Origin of the sequence: Variovorax sp. 679 (assembly GCF_003952185.1) — a bacterium.
Classification (GTDB): domain Bacteria; phylum Pseudomonadota; class Gammaproteobacteria; order Burkholderiales; family Burkholderiaceae_C; genus Variovorax.
The window spans coordinates 188,158-214,269 of sequence record NZ_RXFS01000007.1; the positions used below are offsets into that span (position 1 = coordinate 188,158).

A 26,112-nucleotide genomic window follows, 5' to 3' on the forward strand; every position below is an offset into this window, starting at 1 on the left:
TCAGCTCGAGGAGGGGTGCAGGGGCAGGTACATCGTGGCCTCCACTTCGACCAGCACCTCGTCCCCCGGCAGGAAACGCGAGACCTCCACCACCGTGCTCACCGGCGGCTCGCCCGGATAGAACAGGCCGCGCACGCGGTTGTAGAAGGCGTAGTGCGGAAGGTGGCGGAAGTACTGCACCAGCTTCACCACGTCCTGCATCGTGCCGCCGTGCTCGGCGGCGATCTGGCGGATGCGCTCCAGCACGAACCAGCTCTGCGCGACGATGGGCGCCTCGAACACATCGACCGACATCTGGCCGGTGGCGTAGCCCACGCCCTGCAGCGCGGTGCGCGCCTCTTCCGGAATGGCGTCGTAGCCGGCGACGGCGCGGCGCGTGGCCGGGTCGACGGCGACCACGCCGCTCATGAAGACGAAATCGCCCACGCGCTTCGCGGCGGCGTAGTTGGCCATCGGCTTGCCCATGCTCATTGCTCGTTGCTCTCCAGTCGTTGGCCGGCGCGGATGACGGTGCGTTGCCGTCCGCGCGGGCCGATCAGTTCGTGTTCGTCGGTGGCCGACAGTACCAGCAGGTCGGCCGGGCAGCCCGGCGCGATGCGCCCGTCCCACGCGAGCCCCAGCGCCTTCGCGGGGTTCACCGTGACGGTATCGAGCCAGTCGGAGGCCGGCGCGAGATGCGCCATCTGCACCCCGAGGCCGAAGGTCTCCAGCAGGTCGTAGCTGCCGTAGGGATAGAAGGCGTCCTGCACGTTGTCGGTTGCCAGGCTCGCACGCAAGCCCCGTGCCGCCGCCTCGCGGATGCGCGTGATGCCGCGTTGCAGCGGGGTGCGGTCCCACGCGCCCTGCAGGTAGAGATTGGTGGTGGGCAGCGCGACGAGGTGGATGTCGGCACCCGCGCACAGCGCGAGCGTTTCGGTGGCGACGGCGTCGTCCTGCACCGAGAGCGAACATGCATGGCCGCAGACCACGCCGCGCCGGAAGTCGCGCGCCCGCACCAGCTGCGCGATGCTGCGCAGGCCGGTGGCCTCGACGTCCAGGCCCTCGTCGACGTGGAAGTCGAGCGCCAGCCCATGCTGCTGCGCGAGGTCGAACACGCGGCCCAGCTTGTGGACGACGCCTTCGTTGCGATAGACGAAGGCGCCGAGCACGCCGCCCGCGCGCTTCACCTCGCGCGCGATGCGCTCTCCCGCGGCGATGTCGGCGAACAGGTCGAGCGGCGTGAGCGAGACGAACTGCAGCTCGACGCGGCCGCGCCATTCCTCGCGCAGCGACTCGAACACCGCCAGCGCGGCCGGCGGCTCGGGCTGCACCCAGTCGAGGTGCGTGCGCAGCGCGCGCGTGCCCGATCGCCATGCGTCGCGCAGCGCGCGCTCCATGCGCAGGCGCAGCGATTCGCCGGTCCAGCTCTCGCGGTGCCGGTTCATGCGCTCGATGGCCACGAAGAGGTTGCCCTCGGCCGCGCCCACGTCCTGCACGGTGTAGTTCTTGTCGATGTGCGCATGGGCCTCGACCGGTGCGCTCAGCAGCGTGCCGTTCGCGTGCTGCTGCTGCGCGCTGGGCGTGATGGATGCGACCTTGTCGCCGGCCAGCGTGACGTCGAACAGCTGCGCATCGCCCGCCGCGAAGCCACGCAGCGGCGCCGGTATGCGCAGCGCTTCGAGCTTCATGCGTGTCGCTGCCGCCAGTCGCGCAACCAGCCGAGCCCTGCCGAAGTGCCGCCGGGTTCCGCGCCGCGCTTCGGCCGGTATTCGCAGCCGACCCAGCCCTGCCAGCCGCACTGCGCCGACACTTCGTCGAGCACATCGAACAGGTACGGGTAGTTCTGTTCGCCGACGTCGGGCTCGTTGCGGTCGGGCACGCCGGCGATCTGGATGTGGCCGACGCGGCCGGTGGGCAGGTACTTGCGGATCTTCATCGCCACGTCGCCCTCGACGATCTGGCAGTGGTAGAGGTCCATCTGCACCTTGAGGTTGGGCGCGCCGACGGTCTCGACGATCTCGTGCGCGTGGTCCTGCCGGTTGAGGAAGAAGCCCGGGATGTCGCGCGTGTTGATCGGCTCGATCAGCACGTCGCGGCCCGCCTTGGCGGCCTCGGCCGCGGCCCGGCGCAGGTTGTCGACGTACACCGGCTGCAGTGCGTCGCGCTGCTGTCCGGCAGGCACGAGGCCGGCCATGACGTGGATGCGCGGGCAGTCGAGCGCCACGGCGTAGTCGATGGCCTTCGCGATGCCTTCGCGGAACTCGGCTTCGCGCCCCGGCAGGCAGGCCAGGCCGCGCTCGCCGCCGTTCCAGTCGCCCGGCGGGCCGTTGAACAGCACCTGCTGCAGGCCGTTGTGCTTGAGTCGCGCAACGATCTCTTCTTTCGCGAAGTCGTAGGGGAAGAGGTATTCCACGGCCTTGAAGCCGTCCTTCGCGGCGGCATCGAAGCGGTCGAGAAAGGCGAGCTCCGGATAGAGCATCGAAAGATTGGCTGCGAATTGAGGCATGGGGTGTTTTTACTACCAGCGCGCACCGAAAGTGCGACGCAGTTCATCGATCTGTTCGGCATCCAGCGGCTCGGGCCTTGCGGCCTGCGTGAGCTGCTGGAGCCGTGCGGTTTCTTCAAGCTCTTCGAGCACGGCCATCGCGGCGGCCGGCGTGTCGTGCCAGACGTTGGGGCCGAGGCGCGTGAGCATCACGGCGCGGATCGGCGTACCTGCCGCGCCGAAGCGCCCGATGGCCTGCGCCACCTGTTCGGCCGCTTCGGGCGCGCCCGGGCGGTGGTACGGAATGACCGGCACGTGGCCGACCTTCATCACGAAATAGGGCGTGAGTGCGGGCAGCAGTTCGTCGCCCGGAGCCTGCAGCGTGAGCGCCACGCAATGCGTGCTGTGCGTGTGGATCACGCAGGCGGTGTTCGCGTCGAAGCTGCGTGCGGCGGCGTAGATGCGCGTGTGCAGCGCGATGGTCTTGCTGGCGCGGTCGCCGCCGGTCTGCTGGCCCTGGGCATCGAGCCTGGCCAGACGAGCGGGGTCGAGAAAGCCAAGGCAGGCGTCGGTCGGCGTGATGAGAAAGCCGTCGTCCAGCCGCACGCTGATGTTGCCGGCCGTTGCATGCACGTAGCCGCGCTCGAACAGGCTGCGGCCGACGCGGCAGATTTCCTCGCGGGCCTGGTTCTCGGTGATGCTCTCGGTCATTCGAGCACTGTAAATGCCTTGGTGAAGAAATCGTCGCTGCCGAAGTTGCCGGATTTCAGCGCGATGTGCAGGCCGGCCTCGGGCGCGGCTTCGGAGCGCGCATGGCACCACGGCACGCCGGGGTCGATCTGCGGGCCGATCTGCATCTGCGCGATGCCCAGCGCCTGCACGCAGGCGCCCGAGGTCTCGCCGCCGGCCACCACCAGCTGGTGCACGCCGCGCTCGACCAGGCCGCGCGCGATGGCGGCGATGGTGCGCTCGACCATCGCGCCGGCTTCTTCCACACCCAGGCGGCCCTGCACCGACTTCACGGCGCCGGCCTCGGCGGTCGAGTAGACGAGCACGGAGCCCTTGTCGATCAGCGGAGCGGCCCACGCCAGAGCCTCGGCAGCGACATCCACGCCCGCCGCGATGCGCAGCGGATCGATGGCCATCGCCGCACCGCCGCGCTGGATGAAGTCGAGCACCTGGCGGTTGGTGGCGAGCGAGCAGCTGCCCGAGACCACTGCTGTCTTTCCGCCGGCTTTGGGCAGCGCGCTCGCCTGCGAAGAGGGCGCGAGGCCGAAGTTGGCCGGCAGGCCGATGGCCACGCCCGAACCCGCGGTGAGCAGCGGCATCTTCGCGAGCGCCGGGCCCATGCGCAGCAGGTCGTCGTTCGACACCGCGTCGACGATGGCGATGGAGACGCCCTCGGCCTTGAGCTGCGCGATGCGCTCCTCGATGACAGCCGCGCCGCGCGCCACCACCGCGTAGTCGACGAGCCCCACCTTGCGCTTGCACTGCGCCTGCAGCACGCGCACGAGGTTCGGGTCGGTCATCGGCGTGAGCGGGTGGTTCTGCATGCCGCTCTCGTTGAGCAGCACGTCGCCCGCGAACAGGTAGCCCTTGAACACGGTGCGCTTGTTGTCGGGGAAGGCGGGCGTGGCGATGGTGAAGTCGCATTGCAGCGCGTCCATCAGCGCCTCGGTGACCGGGCCGATGTTGCCCTGCGGCGTGCTGTCGAAGGTGGAGCAGTACTTGAAGTAGATCTGCTGCGCGCCCTGTGCCTGCAGCCAGCGCAGCGCCTCGAGAGAATGGGCGATGGCTTCGGCCGGCGCGATAGTGCGCGACTTGAGGGCGACGACCACCGCATCCACGTCGGCGTCGAGCGGGCCCTCGGGCACGCCGATGGCCTGCACCACGCGCATGCCGGCACGCACGAGGTTGTTGGCAAGGTCGGTGGCGCCGGTGAAATCGTCGGCGATGCAGCCGAGCACGAGCTTTGCCATGGCTCTTCAGTCCTTCGCGATAGGTAGCTTCACTGCCTGCGCGTTCTCGCGCACGTAGTCGCGCAGGATCGCGTCGAAGCTCGCATCGGCTTTCAGGCCCAGAGCCTCGGCGCGTGCGGCATGAATGCGGCTGGGCCAGCTGGTGACGATCTTCGCGATGGCGGCATCGGGCTCCCAGTCGATCAGGCCGGTGGCGTCCTTGCCCGCGATGCGTTCGAGCGCCTGCGCCATCTCGCGCACGGTGGTCGTCAGCGCGGGCAGGTTGATGGCGGTGCGCGCACCCCACTCGGCAGCGCCGGCGGTGGCCGCGCGCACGATGCCGGCGACGGTGTTGCCGGGCGAGGCCAGCGCGACCGGCGTGTCGGGCGACACGGGGCAGCGCGCACGCTCGCCGGCCAACGGCTCGCGCAGCATGCCGCTGAGGAAGCTCGAAGCCGCGCCGTTGGGACGGCCGGGGCGCACCGACACCGTCATGAGCCGCACGTTGCGGCCCTGCACGAAGCCCTTGCGCGTGAAGTCGGCCACCAGCTGCTCGCCGATGAACTTCTGGATGCCGTAGCTGTTCTGCGGCGTCGGCAGCGTGGTGTCTTCGATCACCGCGGGCAGGCGCTGCTCGGGCGAGTCGCCGAACACGGCGACCGAGCTGGAGAACACGAACACCGGCGAGTGGCCCGCGCGGCGCGCCGCTTCGAGCAGGCCGCGCGTGGCGTCGAGGTTGCTGCGCATGCCGAGGTCGAAGTCGGCCTCGCATTCGCCGCTGACTGCGGCGGCGAGGTGGAAGACGAGCTGCGTGTCGGCGATGGGCAGCGCGCCGTTCGCGAGTTGCTCCAGCAGGTCGCCCTGCACGAACTGCACGCGCGCGTCGGCCGCCAGGTCGGCGGGCGGCGGCACGCGGTCGGCCAGGGTGATGCGCGAGACGGGCTGCGCGGCGGCGCCGGCCAGCGCGAGATTGCCGCCCGCGAGCAGCGTGCGGGCGAGGCGGGCGCCGAGGAAGCCGCAGCCGCCGGTGATGAGGATGTTCATGGTCGTCTTGTCTTTCGTCTTTGTTCTGTTCAGAGCGCGGGCAGGAAGCGCAGCAGCGCATCGGCCACCGCCTGCGGCGCCTCGCGCTGCGGGAAATGGCCCACGCCATCGAGCAGCTCGCGGCGGTAGGGACCGCTGAAGAAGCGCTCCTTGCCTGCCGAGGTGTCTGGATGATTGCAGGAATCGGCCGCGCCGTGCAGCACCAGCGAGGGCACCGACAGCACGGGCGCGGGACTGAGCGCGGCGTCGTCGGCCGCGTAGTGCAGATCGCCGGGCGCATGGCCCCAGCGATGGCGGTACGAATGCACCACCACCCGCGCCCAGTCGTTGCCCTCGAAGGCGGCGGCGGTGGCCTCGAACTCGGCGGGCTCGTACCAGCCGGCCGGTGCCCAGGTGTCCCACATCATCCGCGTGAAGGCGATGCGGTCGTCGTGCACGGTGCGTTCGCCGCGCGGCGTGGCCATGTACCAGTGGTACCAGTAGTTGCGCGCCTGTTCGAGCGGCATCGGCTGGTCGGGCGCGTTGGTGCCGTAGCCGATCGACATCAGCGTGAGCGAACTCGCGACGCCGGGCCGCAGCCCGCAGGCATTGCCCACCGCACGCGCGCCCCAGTCGTGGCCGACCAGCGCAGGCTGCTGCAGGCCGAGCGCATCGATGAAATCGAGCAGGTCGCGGCCCAGCGCCGAGAGCTGTCCGCTGCGCGGCGTCTCGGCATGCAGGAAGGTCGTCGGTGCGAAGCCGCGCAGGGCGGGCAGCAGCACGCGCCAGCCGGCTTCGACGAGCCGCGCGGCCACGCCGTGCCAGCAGCGCGGGCTGTCGGGCCAGCCGTGCACCAGCACCGCCGTGGCCTTGCCGGCGGGGTTCCATTCCTCGTAGCCGATGCGCAGCAGCGGCGTGTCGACGAACTTGACCTGTGGTTCGCTCATGAGGCTTTCCCCTTCGGTGCCGGCACTTCGATGCCCGGGAAGATCTTGATGACGGCGCTGTCGTCCTCGCGCGCATAGCCCGCGGTCGAGGCCTGCATGAACATCTGGTGCGCGGTGGACGACAGCGGCAGCGGAAACTTGCTCGCGCGCGCCACGTCGAGCACCAGCCCCAGGTCCTTCACGAAGATGTCCACGGCCGACAGCGGCGTGTAGTCGCCTGCGAGCACGTGCGCCATGCGGTTCTCGAACATCCAGCTGTTGCCCGCACTGTGCGTGATGACTTCGTACAGCGCCGCCGGGTCCACGCCTTCGCGCAGGCCCAATGCCATGGCCTCGGCGGCGGCGGCGATGTGCACGCCAGCCAGCAACTGGTTGATGACCTTCACCTTGCTGCCCGCACCAGCGCTGTCGCCCAGGCGGTAGACCTTGGCTGCCATCGCGTCGAGCACGGCGCCGGCCTTCTCGTAGGCGGCGGGCTTGCCGGCGGTCATCATCGTCATCTGGCCGCTCGCGGCCTTGGCGGCGCCGCCGGAGATGGGGGCGTCGAGGTAGAGGATGCCCAGCTTCTCGAGGCGCGCTTCGAGCGCCACAGACCAGTTCGGATCGACGGTGGAGCACATCACGAACAGGCTGCCGGGCTTCATCGACGCGGCGCAGCCGGGCACGGTGCCGTCGCCGAACAGCACCGACTCGGTCTGCGCGGCGTTCACCACCACGCTGACCACGATGTCGCACTGCGCGCCGAGCGCGGCCAGCGTGTCGCAGGCCGTGCCGCCCTCGCGCGCGAAGGTTTCAGCGGCTTCGCGGCGCACGTCGAACACATGCGGCGCATGGCCTGCGCGGCGCAGCGACTGTGCCATGCCGGCGCCCATGGCGCCCAGGCCCACGAGGCCGACGACGGGGGTGTTGTTGCTGGAAGTCATGCAGGAGTTCTTTCTCTTTCGCGGGTCAACGATTCACGAGTTGCTTCGGCGTGAACCACACGCCGATGGCGCCGAGCACCAGCGCGCCGGCCAGCACGTACATGCCGATCTGCGTGCTGCCCGTCAGGTCCTTCAGATAGCCGATGAGATACGGGCTCACGAAGCCCGCGAGGTTGCCCACGGAGTTGATGGCCGCGATGCCGGCGGCGGCGGCCGTGCCCGTGAGGAATGCGGTGGGCAGCGACCAGAAGAGCGGCGCGCAGGTCAGCACGCCGGCCGCGGCGAGCGAAAGGAACGCCAGCGACACGGCCGTGTTCTGCGTGTACGAGGCAGCGACGGTGAAGCCCACCGCGCCCATCATGGCCGGCACGATCAAGTGCCAGCGGCGCTCCTGGCGGCGGTCGGCGCTGCGGCCGAAGAGGTTCATCGCGACGATGGCGCAGAGGAACGGAATGGCGCTGAGCAGCCCGATGTTCAGGTTGCCCTGCACGCCCGTGGCCTTGACCAGCGTGGGCAGCCAGAAGGTGAGTGCGTATTGACCCATGACGAAGGCGAAGTAGATGAACGCCATCCACCATATGCGCGCATCGCGGAACACGCCAGCCACCGAGTGCGGGCCCTTCGCGCCGTGGGCGGCGTCCTTCGCCACCTCGCGCTGCAGCAGCGCCTTTTCCTCGGCGTTCAGCCAGCGCGCCTGGGCGATGCCGTTGTCGAGGTAGAAGAGCACCATCAGGCCGATGAGCACCGCGGGGATGGCCTCGATCAGGAACATCCACTGCCAGCCGCTCATGGCCGAGACGCCGTGGAAGCTGTCCATGATCCAGCCCGACAGCGGGTTGCCGAAGATGCCCGCCACCGGAATGGCCGACATGAACACCGCGATGATCCGCGCGCGCCGGTGCGCCGGGTACCAGTGCGTGAGGTAGAGGATCACGCCCGGATAGAAGCCCGCCTCGGCCAGACCGAGCAGGAAGCGCAGGATGTAGAAGCTGGTGGGCGTCTTCACGAACATGAAGCAGGCCGAGAGCAGGCCCCAGGTGATCATGATCCGCGCGATCCAGATGCGTGCGCCCACGCGGTTCAGCAGCAGGTTGCTCGGCACCTCGAAGAGGAAGTAGCCGAGGAAGAAGATGCCGGCGCCCAGGCCGAACACGGTCTCGCTGAAGCCCAGGTCCTGGCCCATCTGCAGCTTGGCGAAGCCGACGTTCACGCGGTCGAGGTACGCGATCACGTAGCAGAGCATGAGGAAAGGCACGATGCGCCAGAACACCTTGGCGTAGGTGCGCTTTTCGAGCGCGGCATCGGCGGCGGCGGACGACACGGCGCCGGCCTGGAGGGTCGAGGAAGTCATGAGGGAGGTCTGTCTCGGATGATTTGTCAGGTCATCATACAAATTTGAGTTTTGATGACTGACCCGGGTAAACCCTCGGAAAAACGCCTTCCGTCGGCTTTCTGGTGTCTTTGTGTGTCGGCTCAGCCGCCGACCGGCCAGCCCTCGACCAGCGGACGGGCGAGCTGCTCGCCTTCCTGCTGCCAGAACACCGGATCGGCCAGCTCGATGCGGCGGATCGCGTTGTCCATGTGGTTCTTGGCCGCCTCGCGCGCACGCAGCGGATCGCCGGCTTCGATGGCTTCGACGATGCGCGCGTGCTCCTGCGCCACTTCGCGAGCGAAGTCGGCGCGGCGCGCCTCGTTGGCGCGCGTGACGCGGGTGGCGCCGTGCAGGAACTGCCGCAGGTACTGCAGCGTGCCGATGAGGAAGGGGTTGCGCGCCGCCTCGGCGATGGCGCGGTGGAAGAGCACGTCCTCGTCGGCACCGTTGCCGCCCGCCGCTACCGCCGCGTGCAATGCGGCGATGGCGTCGCGGATGCGCTGCACGTCCTCGTCCGTGCGGCGCTCGGCGGCCAGCGCAGCCACCTCGGCCTCGAGCGCGCGGCGCAGCTCGACCATCTGGATCACGGCCTCGCGCGAGGCCACGTGCGGCATCTCGAAGCGCAGCGGTTCGACGCCGGCAGCGCGCACGTACACGCCGCTGCCCTGGCGCGAATCAAGCAGCCCCAGCGACTTGAGCCGCGACACCGCCTCGCGCACCACGGTGCGGCTCACGCCGAACTGCTCGGCCAGCGCGGTCTCGGTCGGCAGCCGGTCGCCTTCGGACAGGCGCCCGCTGCGCACTTCGGCCGCGAGCGCATCGGCCACCTGATCGGCCAGGCGGACGGCGGGGGCGATGGATTGGAAGCGGGCAGTCATGGCGCGAAGGTGGTGGGGCCTGCGACTCTAACGCAGGGCCCGCCACTTCCACGGCCACCGCGGGTTCAGCTCAGTGCGTGGCGCGCGGCGTTGGCGATGCTGCGCGCATCGACGCCGAAGAAGCCGCGCAGCGCAGCACGCGTGTCGCTGCGGCCGAAGCCGTCGGTGCCGAGCGTGATGTAGCGGCGGCCCTCGGGCAGGAAGGCGCGCACGCTCTCGGGCACGGCGCGCACATAGTCGGTGGCGGCGACGATCGGCGCCTTGCCTTTGCCAAGCTGCTGCGCGATGAACGCGGTACCGGCTTCTTCACCCGCCAGCGCCCGCTGCTCGCAGGCCAGCCCGTCGCGCGCGAGCTCGCTCCAGCTCGTGACGCTGAACACCTCGGCCTCGATGCCCTCGTCGGCCAGCAGCTGCGCGGCCTTGACGACCTCGGTGAGGATCGCACCCGAGCCCATCAGCGTGACCTTCTTCTTTGCCTTGCCCGATGCCGGCGCGTAGCTGCCGAAGCGATAGCACCCGCGCAGGATGTCGCCTTCCGCGCCCTCGGGCACGTCAGGCTGCGCGTAGTTCTCGTTCATGAGCGTGACGTAATAGAACACGTCCTGCTGCTCGACCATCATCTCGCGGATGCCCGCGTCGACGATCACCGCCATCTCGCCCGCGAAGGCCGGGTCGTAGGCCTTGCAGTTCGGGATGGTCGCGGCCACGAGGTGGCTGCTGCCGTCCTGGTGCTGCAGGCCTTCGCCGCCGAGCGTGGTACGGCCCGAGGTGGCGCCCAGCAAAAAGCCGCGCGCACGCTGGTCGGCCGCGGCCCAGATGGCGTCGCCCACGCGCTGGAAGCCGAACATCGAGTAGTAGATGTAGAAGGGCAGCATCGCCAGCCCGTGCACGCTGTAGCTGGTGGCGGCAGCGGTCCAGCTCGCGATGGCGCCGGCCTCGCTGATGCCCTCTTCGAGGATCTGCCCGTCGGTGGCCTCGCGGTAGCTCAGCACCGAGCCGATGTCTTCCGGCGCGTAGCGCTGGCCCACGCTCGAATAGATGCCGACCTGCTTGAAGAGGTTGGCCATGCCGAAAGTGCGCGCCTCGTCGGCCACGATGGGCACGATGCGCGGGCCCAGTGCCTTGTCCTTCATGAGGTTGCCCAGCATGCGCACGAAGGCCATGGTGGTGCTCATCTCCTTGCCGGCGGCGACGGTCGCGAACTGCGCATAGCTCGCGATGTCGGGCTTGGCCACCACCTCGCAGGCGGTCTCGCGGCGCGGCATGGCGCCGCCGAGCGCCTCGCGGTGCTGCCGCAGGTAGCGCATCTCGGCGCTGTCCTCGGCGGGGCGGTAGAAGTCCATCGAGGTGGCCTGCGCGTCGGTCAGCGGCAGGTTGAAGCGGTCGCGGAATTCGATGAGGTCCACGTCGCCCATCTTCTTGTGCGAGTGCGTGGTCATCTTGCCCTGCGCGGCGCTGCCCATGCCGTAGCCCTTCTTGGTGTGGGCGAGGATCACGGTGGGCTGGCCCTTGTGCCGGGCGGCGGCCGCGTAGGCGGCGTGGATCTTCACGAGGTCGTGGCCGCCGCGCTTCAGGCGGTCGATCTGCTCGTCGGTCATGCCTTCGGCCAGGCGCGCGAGTTCGGGGTTCTGGCCGAAGAAGTTGTCGCGGTTGAAGCGGCCGTCCTTGGCCGCGAAAGTCTGCATCTGGCCGTCGACGGTGTTGGCGAACACGCGGGCCAGCGCGCCGCTCAAGTCCTGCGCGAAGAGGCCGTCCCAGTCGCTGCCCCACACGAGCTTGATGACGTTCCAGCCAGCGCCGGCGAAGAGCTTCTCGAGCTCGTCGATGATGCGGCCGTTGCCGCGCACCGGTCCGTCGAGGCGCTGCAGGTTGCAGTTGACGACCCACACGAGGTTGTCGAGCTTCTCGCGCGCGGCGAGCGTCAAGGCGCTCATCGACTCGGGCTCGTCCATCTCGCCGTCGCCGAACACGCCCCACACCTTTCGGCCTTCGCAGTTCAGCAGGTTGCGGTGCGTGAGGTAGCGCATGAAGCGCGCGTGGTAGATCGAGCTGATGGGGCCGATGCCCATCGAGCCGGTCGGGAACTGCCAGAAGTCCGGCATCAGGTACGGATGCGGATAGCTGCAGAGGCCCCGCGCGCCGCTGCCGTCGACGAAGGCGGGGGCGGTGAGTTCCTGGCGGTAGTGCTTCAGGTCTTCCTCGCTGAGACGGCCTTCGAGGTACGCACGCGCATAGACGCCCGGCGCGCTGTGCGGCTGGAAGAACACGAGGTCGCCGCGATGCTGCTCGCTGCGCGCGTGGAAGAAATGATTGAAGCCGGTCTCGAAAAGGTCGGCCGCGCTGGCATAGCTGGCGATGTGGCCGCCGAGTTCGCCATACGCCTGGTTGGCCTTGGCCACCATCGCGAGCGCGTTCCAGCGCATCAGCGAGGCGAGCTTTTCCTCGATGGCGAGGTCGCCCGGGAACGGTGGCTGGTCTTCCACCGCGATGGTGTTGACGTACGGCGTGGCGAGTTCGGGCTGCCAGCCGATGCGCTGCTGCCGCGCGAGACGCGCCAGCTCGACCAGCATCTGCCGCGCGCGCTGCGGCCCCTGCGTCTGCGCCATCGCCAGGAAGGCGTCGCGCCATTCGGCGGTCTCGGCGGGGTCGGGGTCGTGCGAGAGCTGCGTTTCATCCAGCAGCAGGGCGCGCATCTGGTCGGGCGAAATCGGGGCGTTCATATCGGCACTTTAGGCCGCAATGCGGAGAATTAGCTACTGGCAAAGCTAAATCCTCGTTTACTTCGCAGCATAAAATTCCGCCGAATTCAAATTGAGCGGCATTTCATGCAACTGGACGCCATCGACCTGCGCATTCTGGACGAGCTGCAACGCGACGGCGCGCTGTCGAACGTGGAGCTGGCGCGCCGCGTGCACCTGTCGCCGTCGCCCTGCCTGGCGCGTGTGAAGGTGCTGGAGGCCAATGGCGTGATCGACCGCTATGTGGCGCTCGCCAGCGCCAAGGCGCTCGGCCTGGGCCTCAACGTCTTCATCTCGATCAGCCTCACGACGCAAAGCAAGCAGTCGCTCGCCGACTTCGAGCAACGCATCGCCGAGCACGACGAGGTGATGGAGTGCTACCTGATGACGGGCGACAGCGACTACCTGATCCGCATCGCGGTGGCGGACATGGCGGCGCTGGAGAAATTCATCCTGGAACAGCTCACGCCGATTCCGGGGATCGAGAAGATCCGCTCGAGCTTTGCGCTCAAGCAGGTCAGATACAAAACGGCGCTGCCGTTGCCGGCAGCGCCAGGGTAGTAGCACTCCCCCAGGCTTCGCGCACTTCGTGTCGCTTCGCCTGCCCCCTCGCCGGGGGCGACACCTGCGGCCCGGCAAAGCCGGTTCCGCGGTGTCTTCCGAAAAGAGGCCGGGGGGATCCGGCCAAGCCGATCAGAGGCCGATCAGGCCGCCGTCGTTCTTCGTGATCACAACAGTCGCCGAGCGCGGGCGGGCAGTGCCACCTTGCGGCCAGTGGCTCGTGAACTTCGACGGATCCAGGATGTCGGCCACCTTGGTGTCCTCGCCCGGGTGCTGGATGTTCACGAACAGTGCACGGCCGTCGCCCGATTCGGCGATGCCGGTGATTTCGCACTCCACCGGGCCGACCAGGAAGCGGCGCAGGCCGTCGGTGCCCGGAGCCTTGCCGACGAAAGTCGCCTGCTGCACGGTGGTGGCGCCGTCGAAGTTGGTGATGGTCCTGGCCCCACCGTCGCCGACCTTGCCCGGCAGTGCCGCGAGCAGCATGCAGTTGGTCACGTCGGTGTACTTGCCGTCGTCGGTCTCGATCCAGAGCAGGCCGGGCGCAGCCTGGCTGAACCACATGCCGTCGGGGCTGGAGAAGTCGTTGTCGGCGCCGAGGGCGGACACGTTCACGTCGGCCGAGGCGGTCGAGCGCGCGGCGAACAGGTAGACGTCCCACTTGAAGGTGACGGCCGCCGGGTCACCGCCGGCGTCGGCGAAGCGGACGATGTGGCCGTTCGGGTTGCCTCGCTGCGCGGTCGCGCCCTTGGGGTCGTTGTAGAAACGCGGGTTGGCCGCGTCGATGCCATTGGCGCCGTTGATCGTGCGACTCGCGTTGTTGGTCAGGGTGAGGTACACCTCGCCGTTCTTCGGATTGACGGCGGTCCATTCCGGGCGGTCCATCTTCGTGGCGCCGGCCGAATCGGCGGCAAGGCGTGTGTTGACCACGACGTCGGCATCGTCGGCGAACGCGTAGGTCGTGTTGGCCGACGTGATGCCGTTGACGCCGAACTTGAGTTCGAGCCAATCGCCCGTGCCGTCGGCCTTGAACTTGGCAACGTAGAGCTTGCCGGCGTCCATGTACTTGTCGCCGGCCGCGATGCCGCCGCCGATGTCCGCCGCATCCCAGTTCTTGGCCGACACGAACTTGTAGAGGTACTCGTTCTGCGCGTCGTCGCCCATGTACCAGACCAACGGCTTGCCGACCACGACCGGGCCAAGGCAGGCGCCTTCGTGGCCGAAGCGGCCGAGCGCGGTACGCTTCTTCGGCGTGCCGGCGGGGTTGAACGGATCGATCTCGACCACCCAGCCGTAGGTGTTGGCGCCGTTGCGGTAGTCGTCGACGGCAGTGCCGCCCAAGGCAACGACTTCGGTGTTCCAGCGGCCGTACAGGTTGTCGGCGGTATCGGGCGTGACGGTCGCCCAGAGTTCGCGGCCGTTGCCGGAAACGCCGTAGCGGCCGAAGGACGCGAGTTCCTTGGGCGTACGGTTGGCGTTGTCGTTGGCGGTGACACGGCGGAAATAGCCGGCCCAGTTCTCTTCGCAGGTCAGGTACGTGCCCCATGGCGTGGTGCCGTTGGCGCAGTTGTTGACCGTGCCGCGGGTCTTGCTGCCATCGATCGAGTACTTGGTCTTCAGATGCTCGGTCTTCGCGGCCGGGCCCGAGAAGGTCATTTCGGTGAGCGTGTGGATGCGGCGGTTGAAGCTCGAGTCTTGCTTATAGCTCCAGGTGCTGCCGCTCTTGTTGACCTCGATCACGCTGACGCCGAACACGTAGAACTCGCGCAGCACTTCGTCGGCGACGGTGCGTGCGCCGCTGGTGATGCTCTGGCCCTTGGGGTGCAGGAACGCCGACGTGATGGATTCATGGTTCATCACGAGCAGGCCGCGCGAAGCGTTGGTCGCGTCCCACTTGTTCGACGCGTTCACGCCGAAGAAGGTCATGCCGTCGTGGTGGTCGCCACCGCGGCGGTCGAATGTGGTGGCGTCGTCGGTGCCGTCGTTCTTGTAGGCGGCAACGCCAGCGGCGGTCGGGTCACCCAGGCGGTACAGCACGCTGGCGGTGTAGCCGGCGGGCACGGTGACCACGTCGGCGAGGCTCTTGGCGACGGCATTGAAGCCGAGCTTCATCGGACCGGCGGGCGCGGGAGCCGGCGCAGGTGCCGGGGCGGGAGCCGGTGCCGGGGGCAGCACCGGGAAGGCGGTGCCACCGCCGCCGCCGCCACCGCATGCCTGGAGCATTGCGGTGCCGGCGGTGCCGACGCCCAGGCCGAACAGGTGGCGACGGCTCAGGCGCGAGGCGATCAGGTCGGTGAACGAGGGGTTCGACGTGGGGTTGGTGCCGATGTCGTCGAGATCGACCGAGGGATCGTCGGTGCGGGTGTTTGCGGTCATGCGCAATGTCTTTCTTCGTGGGTTGGAAAAGTAACCAGCCCGCGAAGTTAGGTACTTCGTATGACGACTCCGTGAATTGATCAGGCTCCGGTCAGGTTGATTTGATCCACCCCCAGGCTTCGCGCACTTCGTGTCGCTACGCCCTCCCCCTCGCCGGGGCAACACCTGCGGCCCGGCGAAGCCGGTTCCGCGGTGTTTCTGGCAAATGCCGCACCCGCGAGTTCAAGGCGCCGGCAACTGCCGCGGCCACAGCGCCCACAGCCTCAGCGGCTGGTTCATGCTCGCCGCGAAGCGGCCCGCGTCGGCGCCGGTGCCCGCGAAGTAGTCGGCCCGCACCGCGCCGAGGATGGCGCTGCCGGTGTCCTGCGCCACCACCAGCTTCTGCAGCTGCGCCGCCGGTCCGTTCGACGCAAGCCACACCGGCGTACCGTAGGGGATGCTCTCGCGGTCGACCGCGATGGAACGGCCGGCCGTGAGCGGCACGCCCTGCGCGCCGCGCGGGCCGAAGGCGGCGTCGACCTCGCTCATGGTCTCCTCGCGGAAGAACACGTAGCGCGGGTTGCTCCACATCAGCTGCGTCACGCGCTGCGGGTTCTGCGCGGCCCAGGCCTTGGTGTCGTCGGGCCACTTGCCGACCTTGGTCACGCCCTGGCTCATCAGCCATTGCTGCACGCTGCGGTAGGGCTGCTCGTTGGTGGCCGCGAAGGCCATGCGCACCGTGTGCTGGTAACCGTTGGCCTCGGTGATGCGCAGGCGGCCGGAGCCCTGGATGTGCAGCATCAGCGCGTCGATCGGGTCGGCCATCCATGCGATCTCGCGGCCGCGCAAGGCGGCCTGCGCCTCGGGCAGGGTCTCGATCTCCTGGCGCGTGTACCAGGGGCGGCGCGGCACCAGGCCGTCGGGGGCCTGGTAGATCGGCACGTTGAAGGTGGCGGTGGGCACGCGGGAGGCCTCGTACACCGGCTCGTAGTAGCTGGTGAGCTTGCCTTCGGTCTGGCCGTTGAGCGCTTCGACGCGGTAGGGCTGCAGCCGGTCGGTCATCCACTGGCGCTGCTCCTCGGGGGTAGCGATGGCGAGCTGGCGCACGTCGCGGCACAGCGGCGCGAAGGCGGCGTTGGGACGCGAGCAGTTCGCCAGCAGCGCGATCCACGCCTCGTGCAGCGGGTCTTCGCCGAAGCCGGGCAGTTCGGCCCAGCCGACCGGCACCCATCGGCTCTTGGGATGCGCGAGCGAGCCGGTGAGCGGACCGAGGTCGCGCGGCTGGGTGACTGGGGGGCGGATGGGGGCCTCGGGGGCACGCGGGCCGGTGGAACAGGCGGCGAGCGTTGCTACGATCACAAGCCCGACCAGCCACTGGAGTCCATTTCTCATGGGTTTGATTCTGCTTGAAGCCCTCGCCGCGGGACTCGTGTTCATCCTGATCATCTGGTGGACCATGTTCTCCGGTCGCAACAAGGGCGAATTGCACGATGACGACGATGAGCGCGAGGCCAGCCGCGACGCCACCGACCGGAAGCAACCGCCCGAAGCGTGAACTGCTTGTGCAGTCCCGTGCCGCGCGGCGCTGTCGGACAAGCACCTGATTGCTATTACTTTAGTAGCAATCATCGCAGCATTCATGCGCGAAGGCGAAACTTTTCTTATTTTCCGTAGGGCTTTGAGCCCGTACCATCGCGTACTCCCCGAAGGCTAAGCTGTCGCCCGCCTATTCAACCTTGAAAGGGATCGCCATGAAAAAGTTCGTACTCGCAACCGTCGCCACCGCCCTCGTCCTCTCCGGCTGTGCCGGTGGCATGACCGACACGCAGCGCAACACCGGCATCGGTGCCGGCATCGGCGCATTGGGCGGCGCCGCCATCGGTGCAGCCACGGGCGGCCGCACCGGTGTCAATACGGGTCTGGTCGTCGGTGCGGCGGCCGGCGCGCTCGGCGGCTACCTGTGGTCGCAGCGCATGGAGAACCAGAAGCGCCAGATGGAAGCCGCCACGCAGGGCACCGGCGTCGCCGTCACGCAGACGCCCAACAACGAGCTGAAGCTGCAGATCCCGAGCGACGTGTCCTTCGACGTGGGCCGCGCCAACATCAAGCCGAACTTCGCGCCGGTGCTCGACCAGTTCGCCAGCGGCCTGCGCAACAACCCGAACGCCGAGGTGCGCATCATCGGCCACACCGACAGCACCGGCTCGGACGCCATCAACAACCCGCTGTCGGTCGAGCGTGCGACGAGCACGCGCGACTATCTCGTGGCGCGCGGCGTGAACGCGGCGGCCTTCCGCATCGAGGGCCGCGGCTCGCACGAGCCGGTCGCCGACAACAACTCCGACTCCGGCCGGGCGCAGAACCGCCGCGTCGAAATCTACGTGGGCGAGCGCGCGCCGCAAGGCTGAGCGATCTCGGCACGCAGGGAAACCGGCCGCGCTGAAAGGCCGGTTCCCGCCATCACCGTTCCATTGGTCCATTAAGAGGGAATCTCATGAGGAAGTTTGTTGTTTCGGGTGCGGCCGCTGCCGCGTTGCTGTTCATCGCGGGCTGCGCATCGCAGTCGGCGCCGCCGCCGGCCCCCGCGCCCGCAGCCGCACCGGCCGCGCCAGCCAACAGCTGGACCGCTCGCCTGGCCGCCCTGAAGAGCGACCTCGAGACCTCGACCAAGGGCACGGGCGTGGTGATCGAACAGACCACCGACAACCAGCTGCACGTGGTGATCCCGAACGAACTGTCGTTCGACACCGGCCGCTCCAACGTCAAGCGCAACCTCGCGCAGGTGCTCGACAAGGTGGCCGAAGGCCTGAAGAGCGCCACCGCCGCCAGCGTGCGCGTGGTCGGCCACACCGACAACACCGGCAGCGAGGAAGGCAACGAGCGCCTCTCGGTGAGCCGCGCCGACAGCGTGCGCAACCACCTCGTGAGCCGCGGCGTCTCGACCACGGTCATCACGACCGACGGCCGCGGCTCTCGCGAACCGCTGGCGGACAACGGCACCGCAGCTGGCCGCGCGCAAAACCGCCGCGTGGAAATCTTCGTGGCGGAGAAGGCCTAACCCCCAGGCTTCGCGACACTTCGTGTCGCTTCGCCAACCCCCTTGCAGGGGGCAACACCAGCGGCCCGGCAAAGCCGGTTCCGCGGTGTTTCCCTGGGGAATCGGGGAGGCTAGAGCTCTCTTAAACGGTTAGCCAACTCGACGGCCGACTTCACTTCCATCTTCTCGAACACGCGCGCGCGGTGGACCTCCACCGTGCGCACGCTGATCGCGAGCTGGTCGGCGATGAGCTTGTTGGGCAGGCCCTCGATCACCAGCCGCATCACGTCCCGCTCGCGCTCGGTCAGCTCGCCGATGCGTTCGGCCAGCCCGCGGCGCGCGCGCTGCACTTCCAGCGCCTGCAGCGACGCGTTCAGCGCATGCTCGATGCGGTCGACCAGCGCGTTGTCCGAGAACGGCTTCTCGCAGAAGTCGAAGGCGCCGCGCTTGACCGCGTCGACGGCCGTCGGCACGTCGGCATGGCCCGTGAGGAAGATCACCGGCATCGCCGGCAGCAGGCCGCGCTCGACCAGCCGGTCGAACAGCACCAGCCCGCTGGTGCCGGGCATGCGCACGTCGAGCAGCAGGCACAGCGGCTGCTGGGGCAACGGGCCCTGGTCGAGGAACTGCTCGAACGCCTCGGCGCTCGCGAAGTGCTCGCTGGCCAGGCGCCGCGAGCGCAGCAGCCAGGCCAGCGCCTCGCGCACGCTGGCGTCGTCGTCCACGATGAAGATCAAACCATCGATCAGCGGTTGCATGCGATGAAGTCCAGCAAAAAGTTGTCCGTCGAAAAAAGCGCTCTCAGGCGGCCGCCGGCAGCGTGAACCTGAAGACCGTGCCGCGCGGCTTGTTGGGCTCGTACACGAGCGCCCCGCCGTGCTGCTCCACCACCGTGCGGCACAGGCTCAGGCCGAGCCCCATGCCGTCGGCGCGCGTGGTGAAGAAGGGCGTGAAGAGCCGCTCCTCGACTTCCTCGCTGATGCCGCTGCCCAGGTCGGCCACCGAGAACTCTATCCAGCGCCGGCTGTCTTCCTGTCCGGTGGCGCCCATCGCCGCGGCACGCGCCACGCGCAGCCGCAGCACGCGGCTGCCGACATTGTCGGGGTTGTCCATGGCCTGCATCGCATTGCGCGCAAGGTTCAGCAGCACCTGCTCGACCAGCGTGCGGTCGCACATGGCCGCGGGCAGGCGGTCTTCCAGCACCACCTCGATGATCACGCCGAGCTTGCGCGCCTGCAGCCGCACCAGCGGCAGCACCGCGTCGATCAACGCCTGCGGCGCCACGGCCTCGCGCGTGCGGTCGCGCCGCCGCACGAAGTCGTGCACGCTGCGGATGACCTGGCCCGCGCGATCGGCCTGCTCGGCGATGCGCTTAACAGCCATCGCCACCTCGCCCTGGTCGCCCTTGGCGTCAGGGCCCAACAGGTTGAGCGAACCGCTCGCATAGCTGGCGATGGCCGCCAGCGGCTGCGTGAGCTCGTGGCTCAGCAGCGAGGCCATCTCGCCCACGGTCGCCAGCCGCGCGCTGGCCTGCAGGCGCTCCTGGCTGGCGCGCGACAGCTCCTCGATGCGGCGCTGCTCGCTCACGTCGATGAACGCGCTCATCCAGCCGGTCTGCACCTTGTGGGCGTTGATCAGCGGCGCCTCGAAGATCAGCACCGGAAAGCGCGTGCCGTCCTTGCGCATGAAGACCGACTCGAAGCCCTCGCGCGGCGGCATGCCGCCGGCCAGCCGGCGCGCCTGCCGCTGCTGGTACTCGTGCGCCAGCTCGGTGGGCCAGTAGGGAGCCTCGACGCTGTCGGCCATGAGCTCCTCGGGGCTGAAGCCGACCATCTCGCAGAAGGCCGGGTTCACGTAGGTGATGCGCCCCCGCAGGTCGCGCGCGCGCAAGCCGGTGATGACCGAGTCTTCCATCGCCTTGCGGAAGGCGAGCGCATCGGCCAGGTCGCGCTCGGCGCGCAGCCGCCGGCGCGTGTCGCGCGCGAGCAGTACCAGCACCGACACCAGCGCGATGGAAATCGCCGTGACCAGTGCCGTGAGCATGTTCGGGAACAGGTCGGGCGCGGCGCGCCAGCCGTCCACGCGCAGCATCAGCGCGGCGCCCGGCAGGTCGATGAGCTGCTGCGAGGTGAACACGCGCGTGCCGGTGCGCCGCGAACTGCCCAGCGCCACGAGCCGCGTGCCGTCGGCCTCGGTGAATGCCACTTCCTGGCCGCGCGTGAGCGTGGGGCCGACCAGCTCGATGAGCGCGTCGCGCAGCGAATAGCTGGCCACGAGGTACCCGCCGGCGTCGATGGGCACGCACAGCTCCATCACCTCGATACCGCCACCTCCGGCGATGGGCACGTAGTGGCTCGGCGAATAGGCCGGCGCGCCGAGCTTGCGCGCGGCTGCGCAGGCCAGCGTGACGTCGGACTGCTCGGGGCCGCGCGTGTCCTCGTCGAGCACGCGCATGCGGTAGGGCGTGTTGACGGCCTGCAGCGGACGCAGCGCGGCATCGCGCCACTCGAGCCGCAGCCATTCGCGGTGCTCGCGCAGCAGCGCCGCGGCCACCTCCGGCCACTTCGCGGCGTCGGCGCCCGGCGCCTGCGTGGCGCGCAGGCTCTGCGCGTTGCGCTGGAAGCCGCTGCGCAGGTCGGAGACGGCATCGGCGGTATCGCGGTCGAGCGCGGCCTGCACCTGCTCGACCTCATGCCGGCCAGCGAGCCACACCACCGTGACCAGCAGCACCGACACCAGCACCGCCAGCAGCAGCCACAGGAACCAGCGCTGCCACAGCGAGCGCAGCCGGCCGTACGCCAGCAGCGCCCACCGCTGCGGTGCGACGGTCAGCAGCGCATCGGACATCGCTAGAGCACGCTATGGGAGAGCACGGGCAGTTGCGTACGTGTGCTCTGGACTTTTGCCGCATCGATGTCGAACAGCACCACGCCTTCGCCGGTGGCCTGCTGCGCCACCACCTCACCCCATGGGTCGACGACCAGCGACTGGCCCCAGGTCTGGCGGCTGTTCTCGTGCGTGCCGCCCTGCGCGGGCGCGACCACCCAGGCGAGGTTCTCGATGGCGCGGGCGCGCAGCAGCACCTCCCAGTGCGCGGCGCCGGTCGTGCGCGTGAAGGCGCTGGGCACCAGCAGCAGGTCGGCGCCCTGCTTCGCGAGCGCGCGGTACAGCTCGGGAAAGCGCAGGTCGTAGCAAACGCTCATGCCAACGCGCCAGCGGTGGCCGTCGCGCGAAGGCAGCTCGAACACCACCGGCTTCGCTCCGGGCGCGATGACGCGGCGCTCGTCGTAGCGCTCGGTGCCGTTGTCGAAGAAGAAGAGATGGATCTTGTCGTAGCGCGCCACGCAGCGGCCGTCGGGCGAGAAGGCCAGCGAGCTGTTGAACACATGCTCGGCGTCGGTGCTCTCGATGGGCAGCGTGCCGCCGACGATCCACAGCCCGAACTCGCGCGCCGCATCGGCCAGGAAGCCCTGCACCGTGCCCGCGCCCGCCGTTTCGCGCAGGCCCAGCTTGTCGGTGTCGCGCGCACCCATCATGCAGAAATACTCGGGCAGCACGGCAAGCTCGGCACCGGCCGCGGCGGCCTGCGCGAGCAGGTCGTGGGCGCGCGCGAGATTGGCTTCGCGGGCGATGGCCGACACCATCTGGATGGCTGCGACTTTCATTGCTTGGTCTCCGTTTTCTTGCCGTCGTCCGCAGTCTGGGAGGCTGGCGGCAGCCCGGGAATGCCGGGAATGCTCTGGGGCAGCAGCTGCAGCGTACGCGGCACCTTCGCTATTTTGGGGTCGGTCCAGGTGCCTTCGACGTGGAACTCCTGCGTGGCGGCGGCGGCGAGCGGCTTGCTCAGCACCCATTGCGCGAGAAAGGTGCCCAGGCCGATCGCCGGATTGATGGCGGTGGCCACCAGCGCCGCCGTGCCCGCGTTGATCTCGGGCACCACCACCACGCGCAGGTTCTGCGTCTCGCGCACGATGTCGGCCGAGCCGTCCATCAGCGCGGCGGCGTTGACACCCTTCATCTGCAGGTTGTTGGTGCTGGCGATGCCCTTGTTGATCTTCGCGTCGCCGCGGATGAAGTCGAAGGCGAAGCCCTCGCTGAACACGTCGCGGAAGTCGAGCGTGAGCCGGCGCGGCAGCGCCTGCAGGCTCAGCACGCCGAGCAGCTTGGCCAGGCCCGGATCGGCCTTGAGGAACTGGCCCTGTTCCACGTCGACCTGCAATTGCCCGCCCAGACTCGGGTAGTCGAGCGAGAACGGCGAGCCGCGCCAGTTGACGTCGCCCTCCATCCTCCCGCGCCCGCGCCGCAGCACGCCCGGCATGCCGAAGCGCGTGAGCAGCTCGCCGGCGTCGGCGATGTCGAGCCTGAAGGTCATGGCGGTGCGGCGCTGGCCGGCCGCCGCGCCGGGCACCGCGGCCCAGGTGCCCTTGGCCGCGAAGCTGGCCTCGGGCATGGTGAAGACCAGCTTGTTGAGCGCCCATTCGCGCCCCGCGCCGCCGCGGTTGACCGCGTCGATCTCCGCGCGGCCGAGGCGCTTGCCGAGCAGTTCGAAGTCGTCGATCACGATGTCCAGCGCCGGCAGGGTTCCGGGCTGCTCGTCGAGCAAGGTCTCGACCTGCGTGGCCTCGGAGGGCGCGATCTTCAGCCGCGCGAGCCGTGCGTAGAGGCGCCCGGCCTGCGCGTGGCGGTATTCGGCATAGCCGCTGAGCTCGGTGGCGTCGATGTTGGCGCGCCAGACGCTGCCCTCGCGCGTGCCGCCGAGCACCACGTTGTGCAGCGTGCGGCCGGCGATGCCGAGCTGCTGCGCGCGCACCGCGATGCGCGTGGGCAGGTAGGCCATCGACGGATCGTCGGCGCGCTCCACGGCGTCGGTGCCTGTGCCGGCGGCCTCGCCGATCAGCGCCTGCCACGCGGCCATGTCGAGCTTGCCGACGTTGACGTTCGCGAACACGCCCTTGTCGGGCAGGCTGGCCGTCTCGCCCTGCGCGAGGCCGACGCCGATGCTGCCGCGCAGCACGCGCGCATCGCCGTTGGGCAGGAGATCGCGCACGTACTGGACGGCGCCGACGCGGCCGAGGTCGAGCGAGAGCTGGTCCTGCGTGGCGATGCCCTGCCGGGCGTCGCGCGCGAGCACCTTCTTCTCGATGCGCAGCGGCATCTGCTCCTCGGCCGTCTTCACGAGCGGCGGCGGCAGCTGCAGCGCGAGGCCCTGCAGGCTGCTGTTGAGCGAGAACTCGGTGGTGCCCTCGCGCACCGAGAAGGTGGCCGCGAAGGGCGTGCTGCCGGTGGCCTTCTTCGCGAGGCGGGCGAGCCAGTCGACCTCGCGCGCGCCGCGCAGGCCTTCGGCAGTGGCGGTGCCCTGCGCCTTCAGCGCCACTTCGCGGTTGGGGCCGGAGAAGCGGCCCCGGCCTTCGACCCGGATGTCGCCGCCCAGCAGCTTCGCCTGCACGCCGGCCAGCGAGAAGCCTGTTTCGGTGAAGTTGACCGTGCCCTTCGCCTGCGCGAACGATGGCGCCTCGGGCACCACCTGCAGCTCGTTGTCGGCCAGCACCACGCTGGCCTGCACCTTGGCGTTGTCCATCGCCTCGAGGGGCAGCTCGAGGTGCAGCTTGTAGTCGGCCGAGCCGGTGGCGCGCGCGGCCTGCATGACCTCGCCCACGCCGCCCGGCTCGATGCCGGCCAGCGGCGCGCCCGCCCGCAGCACCTCGGCCAGCGGCCCCTTGGCCTGCACGTCGACGCGCAGAACCTGCGCATGGTGCGACAGCTCCGGGATCTGTGCCTCGCCCTTGGTCACCTCGACGCCGGTGGTGCCGGCCAGGCGGCCCCGTGCGTTGCGCACCAGCATGCCGTCGCGCTCGAACACCAGTTCGCCCGAGAGGCCGGTGAGTGCCGGCCACACCCGTGCGGGCGTGCCGTTGCGCGACGGCGTGGCGTTCGTGATCGAGGGCGGCGCATAGGCGTAGTTGACGTCGGCCACCTTGGCCACGATGCGGAAGTCGCCCTGCTTCGGGTCCTTGAACGGCATGTCGTACAGGTCGCCGCGCACGCGGAAGTCGACGTTGCTGGCAGTGCCCTTGGTGACGGCCTCTCGCACGTAGTCGCGCGTGTGCTGGGGAATGTCGAGCGGCAGGTAGCGGAACACGCGCGTGCCGTCGGCGCGGGTCAGCTTGCCCTGCAGGTCGAGCACGCCGGGAAAGCGGGACTTGCTGCTCGACGTGGCCGGATCGCTGGTGCGCCAGCTGGCCTGGGCTTCTCCCTCGGCATCGACGTTGGCGAAGCTGAGCTTCGACATCTGCAGCTGGGCGCTGCCATTGCCGCTGTCGAGCTTCCATTGCAGCTGCGTCGAGAGCCGGTCGACGGGAATGACGGGCTCGTCGAACACGCCCGGGAATTCGAGCGTGCCCTGCGCGATGGCGAGCGTGGCGGTGCCGCCGGTGTGGGTGGCGTCGAAGTCGATCGTGGCGCCGCTCAGGCCCGGGGTGCCGCTGTGGATCCTGGGCTGGGGTGCCGCCGCGCCGGTGGCATTGGCGGTTGCCGCTGGCGCCGCCGCTGTATCTGCCTTGGCCGATTGGGAGGCGATGCGCAGCCCGCTGACGCGGCCCTTGGCCTGGTAGCGGGTGGGTGCCCCCAGTGCGCCTTGCCAGTTCAGGTCGACGTGCTCGACGAGGCCGCGCGGCGCATAGGCATCGAGCGCGCGGTGGGTGGCGTCGCCCAGCGGCAGCCGGTCGGCGATGAGGGCGAGCGCGGCCAGGTCGAGGCGGTCGGCGCGCAGCGCGCCGTGCTCGGGCGTGCGACCCTTGCCCGGCGTGTGCTGCAGCCAGAGGTTGCCGCCGGGCCAGCGCAGGCCGTCGGTGGTGTCGAACTGCAGCGCGGTGGTGGCGAACTCGAGCGTCTCCTCGGTGAGCTGCCCCGAGATGCGGCCGGTGACGGCGCGCAGCACCAGCGGCTGCAGGCCCTTGTCGAGCGAAACGTCGACCTTGTCGAGCCCCAGGTCGACCGCGCCGCCGACGACCTGGCCGTCGTCCACGTCGGCCCACAGGCGCAGCGCGCCGTTGCCTTCGCGGATGCGGGCGTCGAGCGACACGTACTGGCCGAGCCGGGTGACGTCGATGTAGGGCAGGTCGGCGTAGAGCTGGCCGTCCCAGGTCTGCCAGTGGCCGCTGCGGATGGAAAGCAGCGGCTGGCGGAACTGGCCGCGCAGCGTGAAGCGCTCGCCCCAGCCGGCGGGCGGCGTGGCGTCGAGCCGCAGGCTGTGGCGCCTGGCACTGTTGCGCGCGACGAATCGCACGTCGGTCAGCAGCAGGGGCTCGGCCTGGCGCTGCTCGTCGGTCCAGCGCACGACGCCGCCTTCGATGACCAGCTCGCGCTGCGCGAAAAACCAGTCGGCGCCGCGGGTCTCTCCGGTCGTGTCGGTCGCCATGTGCAAACCAGCCACATGGAGTTTTCCCTGAGTGTCGCGGCGCACGTCGAGCTGCGGCCCCTCGATGTAGAGCTGCTCGAAATTGAGCCGCCAGAGCGAGCGCGGAGACACGCTGGCCACCACGCGTGCGAGGCGAAGGGCTTCCCGCCTGCCTGCGTCCTGCAGCACCACGTCGCGCAATTCGAAGGCCGGGAAAAGCCCTTCGGAGCGGGCGGTGATCGATCCGATGCGCACCGGCACGCCGATGGCCTTGCTAGCCTGAGCCTCCAGCGCATCACGAAAATCGCCGATTCGCGGCACAATCCACGCGTGTAGGACAACGACTGACAGCGCCAGCAGAAGCCATGCAGCGATCAACAGACCCAGCAGCCAGCGCGCCGTCACAGCGGTTATTTTGAGCAGACGTGAAGGGGTAGACGCCGTGTCGTTCATTGAGGAT

General features: G+C 69.3%; 21 protein-coding genes. 4 read left to right on the plus strand and 17 right to left on the minus strand.

Annotated features, from left to right (window positions below):
* From EJO71_RS19320 to mdeB, 11 genes are all read right to left on the minus strand, one after another.
* Positions 1–471, minus strand: coding sequence for a RidA family protein (locus tag EJO71_RS19320; RefSeq protein ID WP_125950406.1), 471 nt, complete (start codon positions 469–471; stop codon positions 1–3).
* Positions 468–1,667, minus strand: coding sequence for an amidohydrolase family protein (locus EJO71_RS19325; RefSeq protein ID WP_125950405.1), 1,200 nt, complete (start codon positions 1,665–1,667; stop codon positions 468–470). Before EJO71_RS19325 ends, EJO71_RS19320 begins: the two co-directional genes overlap by 4 nt.
* Entirely contained in the window at positions 1,664–2,485 is an 822-nt protein-coding gene (gene otnI, locus EJO71_RS19330) for a 2-oxo-tetronate isomerase (protein ID WP_125950404.1), read from the minus strand. The genes EJO71_RS19325 and otnI overlap by 4 nt, the downstream gene beginning before the upstream one ends.
* A gap of 12 nt (positions 2,486–2,497) precedes the next feature.
* Positions 2,498–3,163 carry an aldolase gene (locus tag EJO71_RS19335; RefSeq protein WP_125950580.1) on the minus strand — a complete coding sequence of 222 codons (666 nt, stop codon included), beginning with the start codon at positions 3,161–3,163 and terminating at the stop codon, positions 2,498–2,500.
* A gap of 8 nt (positions 3,164–3,171) precedes the next feature.
* Entirely contained in the window at positions 3,172–4,443 is a 1,272-nt protein-coding gene (gene otnK, locus EJO71_RS19340) for a 3-oxo-tetronate kinase (RefSeq protein WP_125950403.1), read from the minus strand.
* A 6-nt stretch (positions 4,444–4,449) separates the two neighbouring features.
* Positions 4,450–5,466 (minus strand): D-erythronate dehydrogenase, encoded by a 1,017-nt coding sequence (gene denD / locus EJO71_RS19345; protein ID WP_125950402.1) that lies wholly within the window; start codon positions 5,464–5,466, stop codon positions 4,450–4,452.
* 29 nt (positions 5,467–5,495) lie between these two features.
* Positions 5,496–6,392 carry an alpha/beta hydrolase gene (locus EJO71_RS19350; RefSeq protein WP_125950401.1) on the minus strand — a complete coding sequence of 299 codons (897 nt, stop codon included), beginning with the start codon at positions 6,390–6,392 and terminating at the stop codon, positions 5,496–5,498.
* The gene (gene ltnD / locus EJO71_RS19355) at positions 6,389–7,315 is read right to left on the minus strand and encodes an L-threonate dehydrogenase (protein ID WP_125950400.1); all 927 of its coding nucleotides are present in this window, start codon (positions 7,313–7,315) and stop codon (positions 6,389–6,391) included. Before ltnD ends, EJO71_RS19350 begins: the two co-directional genes overlap by 4 nt.
* A 25-nt stretch (positions 7,316–7,340) precedes the next feature.
* A complete protein-coding gene (locus tag EJO71_RS19360) occupies positions 7,341–8,666 on the minus strand; it encodes an MFS transporter (RefSeq protein ID WP_125950399.1) in 1,326 nt (441 codons plus the stop codon).
* 122 nt (positions 8,667–8,788) lie between these two features.
* Positions 8,789–9,565 carry a FadR/GntR family transcriptional regulator gene (locus EJO71_RS19365; protein WP_125950398.1) on the minus strand — a complete coding sequence of 259 codons (777 nt, stop codon included), beginning with the start codon at positions 9,563–9,565 and terminating at the stop codon, positions 8,789–8,791.
* 65 nt (positions 9,566–9,630) lie between these two features.
* Positions 9,631–12,285, minus strand: a complete 2,655-nt coding sequence (gene mdeB, locus EJO71_RS19370) for an alpha-ketoglutarate dehydrogenase (protein ID WP_125950397.1) — start codon at positions 12,283–12,285, stop codon at positions 9,631–9,633.
* A gap of 105 nt (positions 12,286–12,390) precedes the next feature.
* Between mdeB and EJO71_RS19375 the strand changes: the two genes are divergently transcribed.
* On the plus strand, positions 12,391–12,864 hold the full coding sequence (locus EJO71_RS19375) for an Lrp/AsnC family transcriptional regulator (RefSeq protein ID WP_125950396.1): 474 nt from the start codon (positions 12,391–12,393) through the stop codon (positions 12,862–12,864).
* Between the two features lie 132 nt (positions 12,865–12,996).
* Here the strand turns inward: EJO71_RS19375 and EJO71_RS19380 are convergent, their stop codons facing one another.
* Positions 12,997–15,240: a PhoX family phosphatase gene (locus EJO71_RS19380; protein WP_125950395.1), complete on the minus strand. Its 2,244-nt coding sequence runs from the start codon at positions 15,238–15,240 to the stop codon at positions 12,997–12,999.
* Positions 15,241–15,462: 222 nt separating this feature from the next.
* Positions 15,463–16,611: an MltA domain-containing protein gene (locus EJO71_RS19385; RefSeq protein WP_125950394.1), complete on the minus strand. Its 1,149-nt coding sequence runs from the start codon at positions 16,609–16,611 to the stop codon at positions 15,463–15,465.
* Here EJO71_RS19385 and EJO71_RS34385 point away from each other — a divergent pair.
* From EJO71_RS34385 to EJO71_RS19395, 3 genes are all read left to right on the plus strand, one after another.
* A complete protein-coding gene (locus EJO71_RS34385; RefSeq protein WP_164546865.1) occupies positions 16,610–16,774 on the plus strand; it encodes a hypothetical protein in 165 nt (54 codons plus the stop codon). The two genes, EJO71_RS19385 and EJO71_RS34385, sit on opposite strands and share 2 nt — an antisense overlap.
* A gap of 196 nt (positions 16,775–16,970) precedes the next feature.
* On the plus strand, positions 16,971–17,627 hold the full coding sequence (locus EJO71_RS19390; protein ID WP_125950393.1) for an OmpA family protein: 657 nt from the start codon (positions 16,971–16,973) through the stop codon (positions 17,625–17,627).
* Between the two features lie 86 nt (positions 17,628–17,713).
* Positions 17,714–18,277 carry an OmpA family protein gene (locus tag EJO71_RS19395; RefSeq protein ID WP_125950392.1) on the plus strand — a complete coding sequence of 188 codons (564 nt, stop codon included), beginning with the start codon at positions 17,714–17,716 and terminating at the stop codon, positions 18,275–18,277.
* Positions 18,278–18,387: 110 nt separating this feature from the next.
* On the opposite strand, the gene EJO71_RS19400 is transcribed toward EJO71_RS19395, so the two are convergent.
* Genes EJO71_RS19400 through EJO71_RS19415 form a run of 4 tightly spaced genes read right to left on the minus strand, consistent with a single transcriptional unit; the run spans position 18,388 to position 26,105 of the window.
* Positions 18,388–19,014: a response regulator gene (locus EJO71_RS19400; RefSeq protein WP_125950391.1), complete on the minus strand. Its 627-nt coding sequence runs from the start codon at positions 19,012–19,014 to the stop codon at positions 18,388–18,390.
* Between the two features lie 43 nt (positions 19,015–19,057).
* Positions 19,058–21,103 (minus strand): ATP-binding protein, encoded by a 2,046-nt coding sequence (locus EJO71_RS19405; RefSeq protein WP_125950390.1) that lies wholly within the window; start codon positions 21,101–21,103, stop codon positions 19,058–19,060.
* Between the two features lie 2 nt (positions 21,104–21,105).
* On the minus strand, positions 21,106–21,921 hold the full coding sequence (locus EJO71_RS19410) for a carbon-nitrogen hydrolase family protein (protein WP_125950389.1): 816 nt from the start codon (positions 21,919–21,921) through the stop codon (positions 21,106–21,108).
* Positions 21,918–26,105 carry a YhdP family protein gene (locus EJO71_RS19415; protein WP_125950388.1) on the minus strand — a complete coding sequence of 1,396 codons (4,188 nt, stop codon included), beginning with the start codon at positions 26,103–26,105 and terminating at the stop codon, positions 21,918–21,920. The genes EJO71_RS19410 and EJO71_RS19415 overlap by 4 nt, the downstream gene beginning before the upstream one ends.
* Positions 26,106–26,112 lie beyond the last annotated feature (7 nt).

Coding starts and splice junctions, on each gene's coding strand:
- EJO71_RS19415 (WP_125950388.1), bottom strand. CDS start 26,105: ATGAACGACACGGCGTCTACCCCTTCACGTCTGCTCAAAATAACCGCT.
- ltnD (WP_125950400.1), bottom strand. CDS start 7,315: ATGACTTCCAGCAACAACACCCCCGTCGTCGGCCTCGTGGGCCTGGGC.
- mdeB (WP_125950397.1), bottom strand. CDS start 12,285: ATGAACGCCCCGATTTCGCCCGACCAGATGCGCGCCCTGCTGCTGGAT.
- denD (WP_125950402.1), bottom strand. CDS start 5,466: ATGAACATCCTCATCACCGGCGGCTGCGGCTTCCTCGGCGCCCGCCTC.
- EJO71_RS19365 (WP_125950398.1), bottom strand. CDS start 9,565: ATGACTGCCCGCTTCCAATCCATCGCCCCCGCCGTCCGCCTGGCCGAT.
- EJO71_RS19400 (WP_125950391.1), bottom strand. CDS start 19,014: ATGCAACCGCTGATCGATGGTTTGATCTTCATCGTGGACGACGACGCC.
- otnK (WP_125950403.1), bottom strand. CDS start 4,443: ATGGCAAAGCTCGTGCTCGGCTGCATCGCCGACGATTTCACCGGCGCC.
- EJO71_RS19375 (WP_125950396.1), top strand. CDS start 12,391: ATGCAACTGGACGCCATCGACCTGCGCATTCTGGACGAGCTGCAACGC.
- EJO71_RS19385 (WP_125950394.1), bottom strand. CDS start 16,611: ATGAGAAATGGACTCCAGTGGCTGGTCGGGCTTGTGATCGTAGCAACG.
- EJO71_RS19350 (WP_125950401.1), bottom strand. CDS start 6,392: ATGAGCGAACCACAGGTCAAGTTCGTCGACACGCCGCTGCTGCGCATC.
- otnI (WP_125950404.1), bottom strand. CDS start 2,485: ATGCCTCAATTCGCAGCCAATCTTTCGATGCTCTATCCGGAGCTCGCC.
- EJO71_RS19410 (WP_125950389.1), bottom strand. CDS start 21,921: ATGAAAGTCGCAGCCATCCAGATGGTGTCGGCCATCGCCCGCGAAGCC.
- EJO71_RS19360 (WP_125950399.1), bottom strand. CDS start 8,666: ATGACTTCCTCGACCCTCCAGGCCGGCGCCGTGTCGTCCGCCGCCGCC.
- EJO71_RS19395 (WP_125950392.1), top strand. CDS start 17,714: ATGAGGAAGTTTGTTGTTTCGGGTGCGGCCGCTGCCGCGTTGCTGTTC.
- EJO71_RS19390 (WP_125950393.1), top strand. CDS start 16,971: ATGAAAAAGTTCGTACTCGCAACCGTCGCCACCGCCCTCGTCCTCTCC.
- EJO71_RS34385 (WP_164546865.1), top strand. CDS start 16,610: ATGGGTTTGATTCTGCTTGAAGCCCTCGCCGCGGGACTCGTGTTCATC.
- EJO71_RS19325 (WP_125950405.1), bottom strand. CDS start 1,667: ATGAAGCTCGAAGCGCTGCGCATACCGGCGCCGCTGCGTGGCTTCGCG.
- EJO71_RS19380 (WP_125950395.1), bottom strand. CDS start 15,240: ATGACCGCAAACACCCGCACCGACGATCCCTCGGTCGATCTCGACGAC.
- EJO71_RS19320 (WP_125950406.1), bottom strand. CDS start 471: ATGAGCATGGGCAAGCCGATGGCCAACTACGCCGCCGCGAAGCGCGTG.
- EJO71_RS19405 (WP_125950390.1), bottom strand. CDS start 21,103: ATGTCCGATGCGCTGCTGACCGTCGCACCGCAGCGGTGGGCGCTGCTG.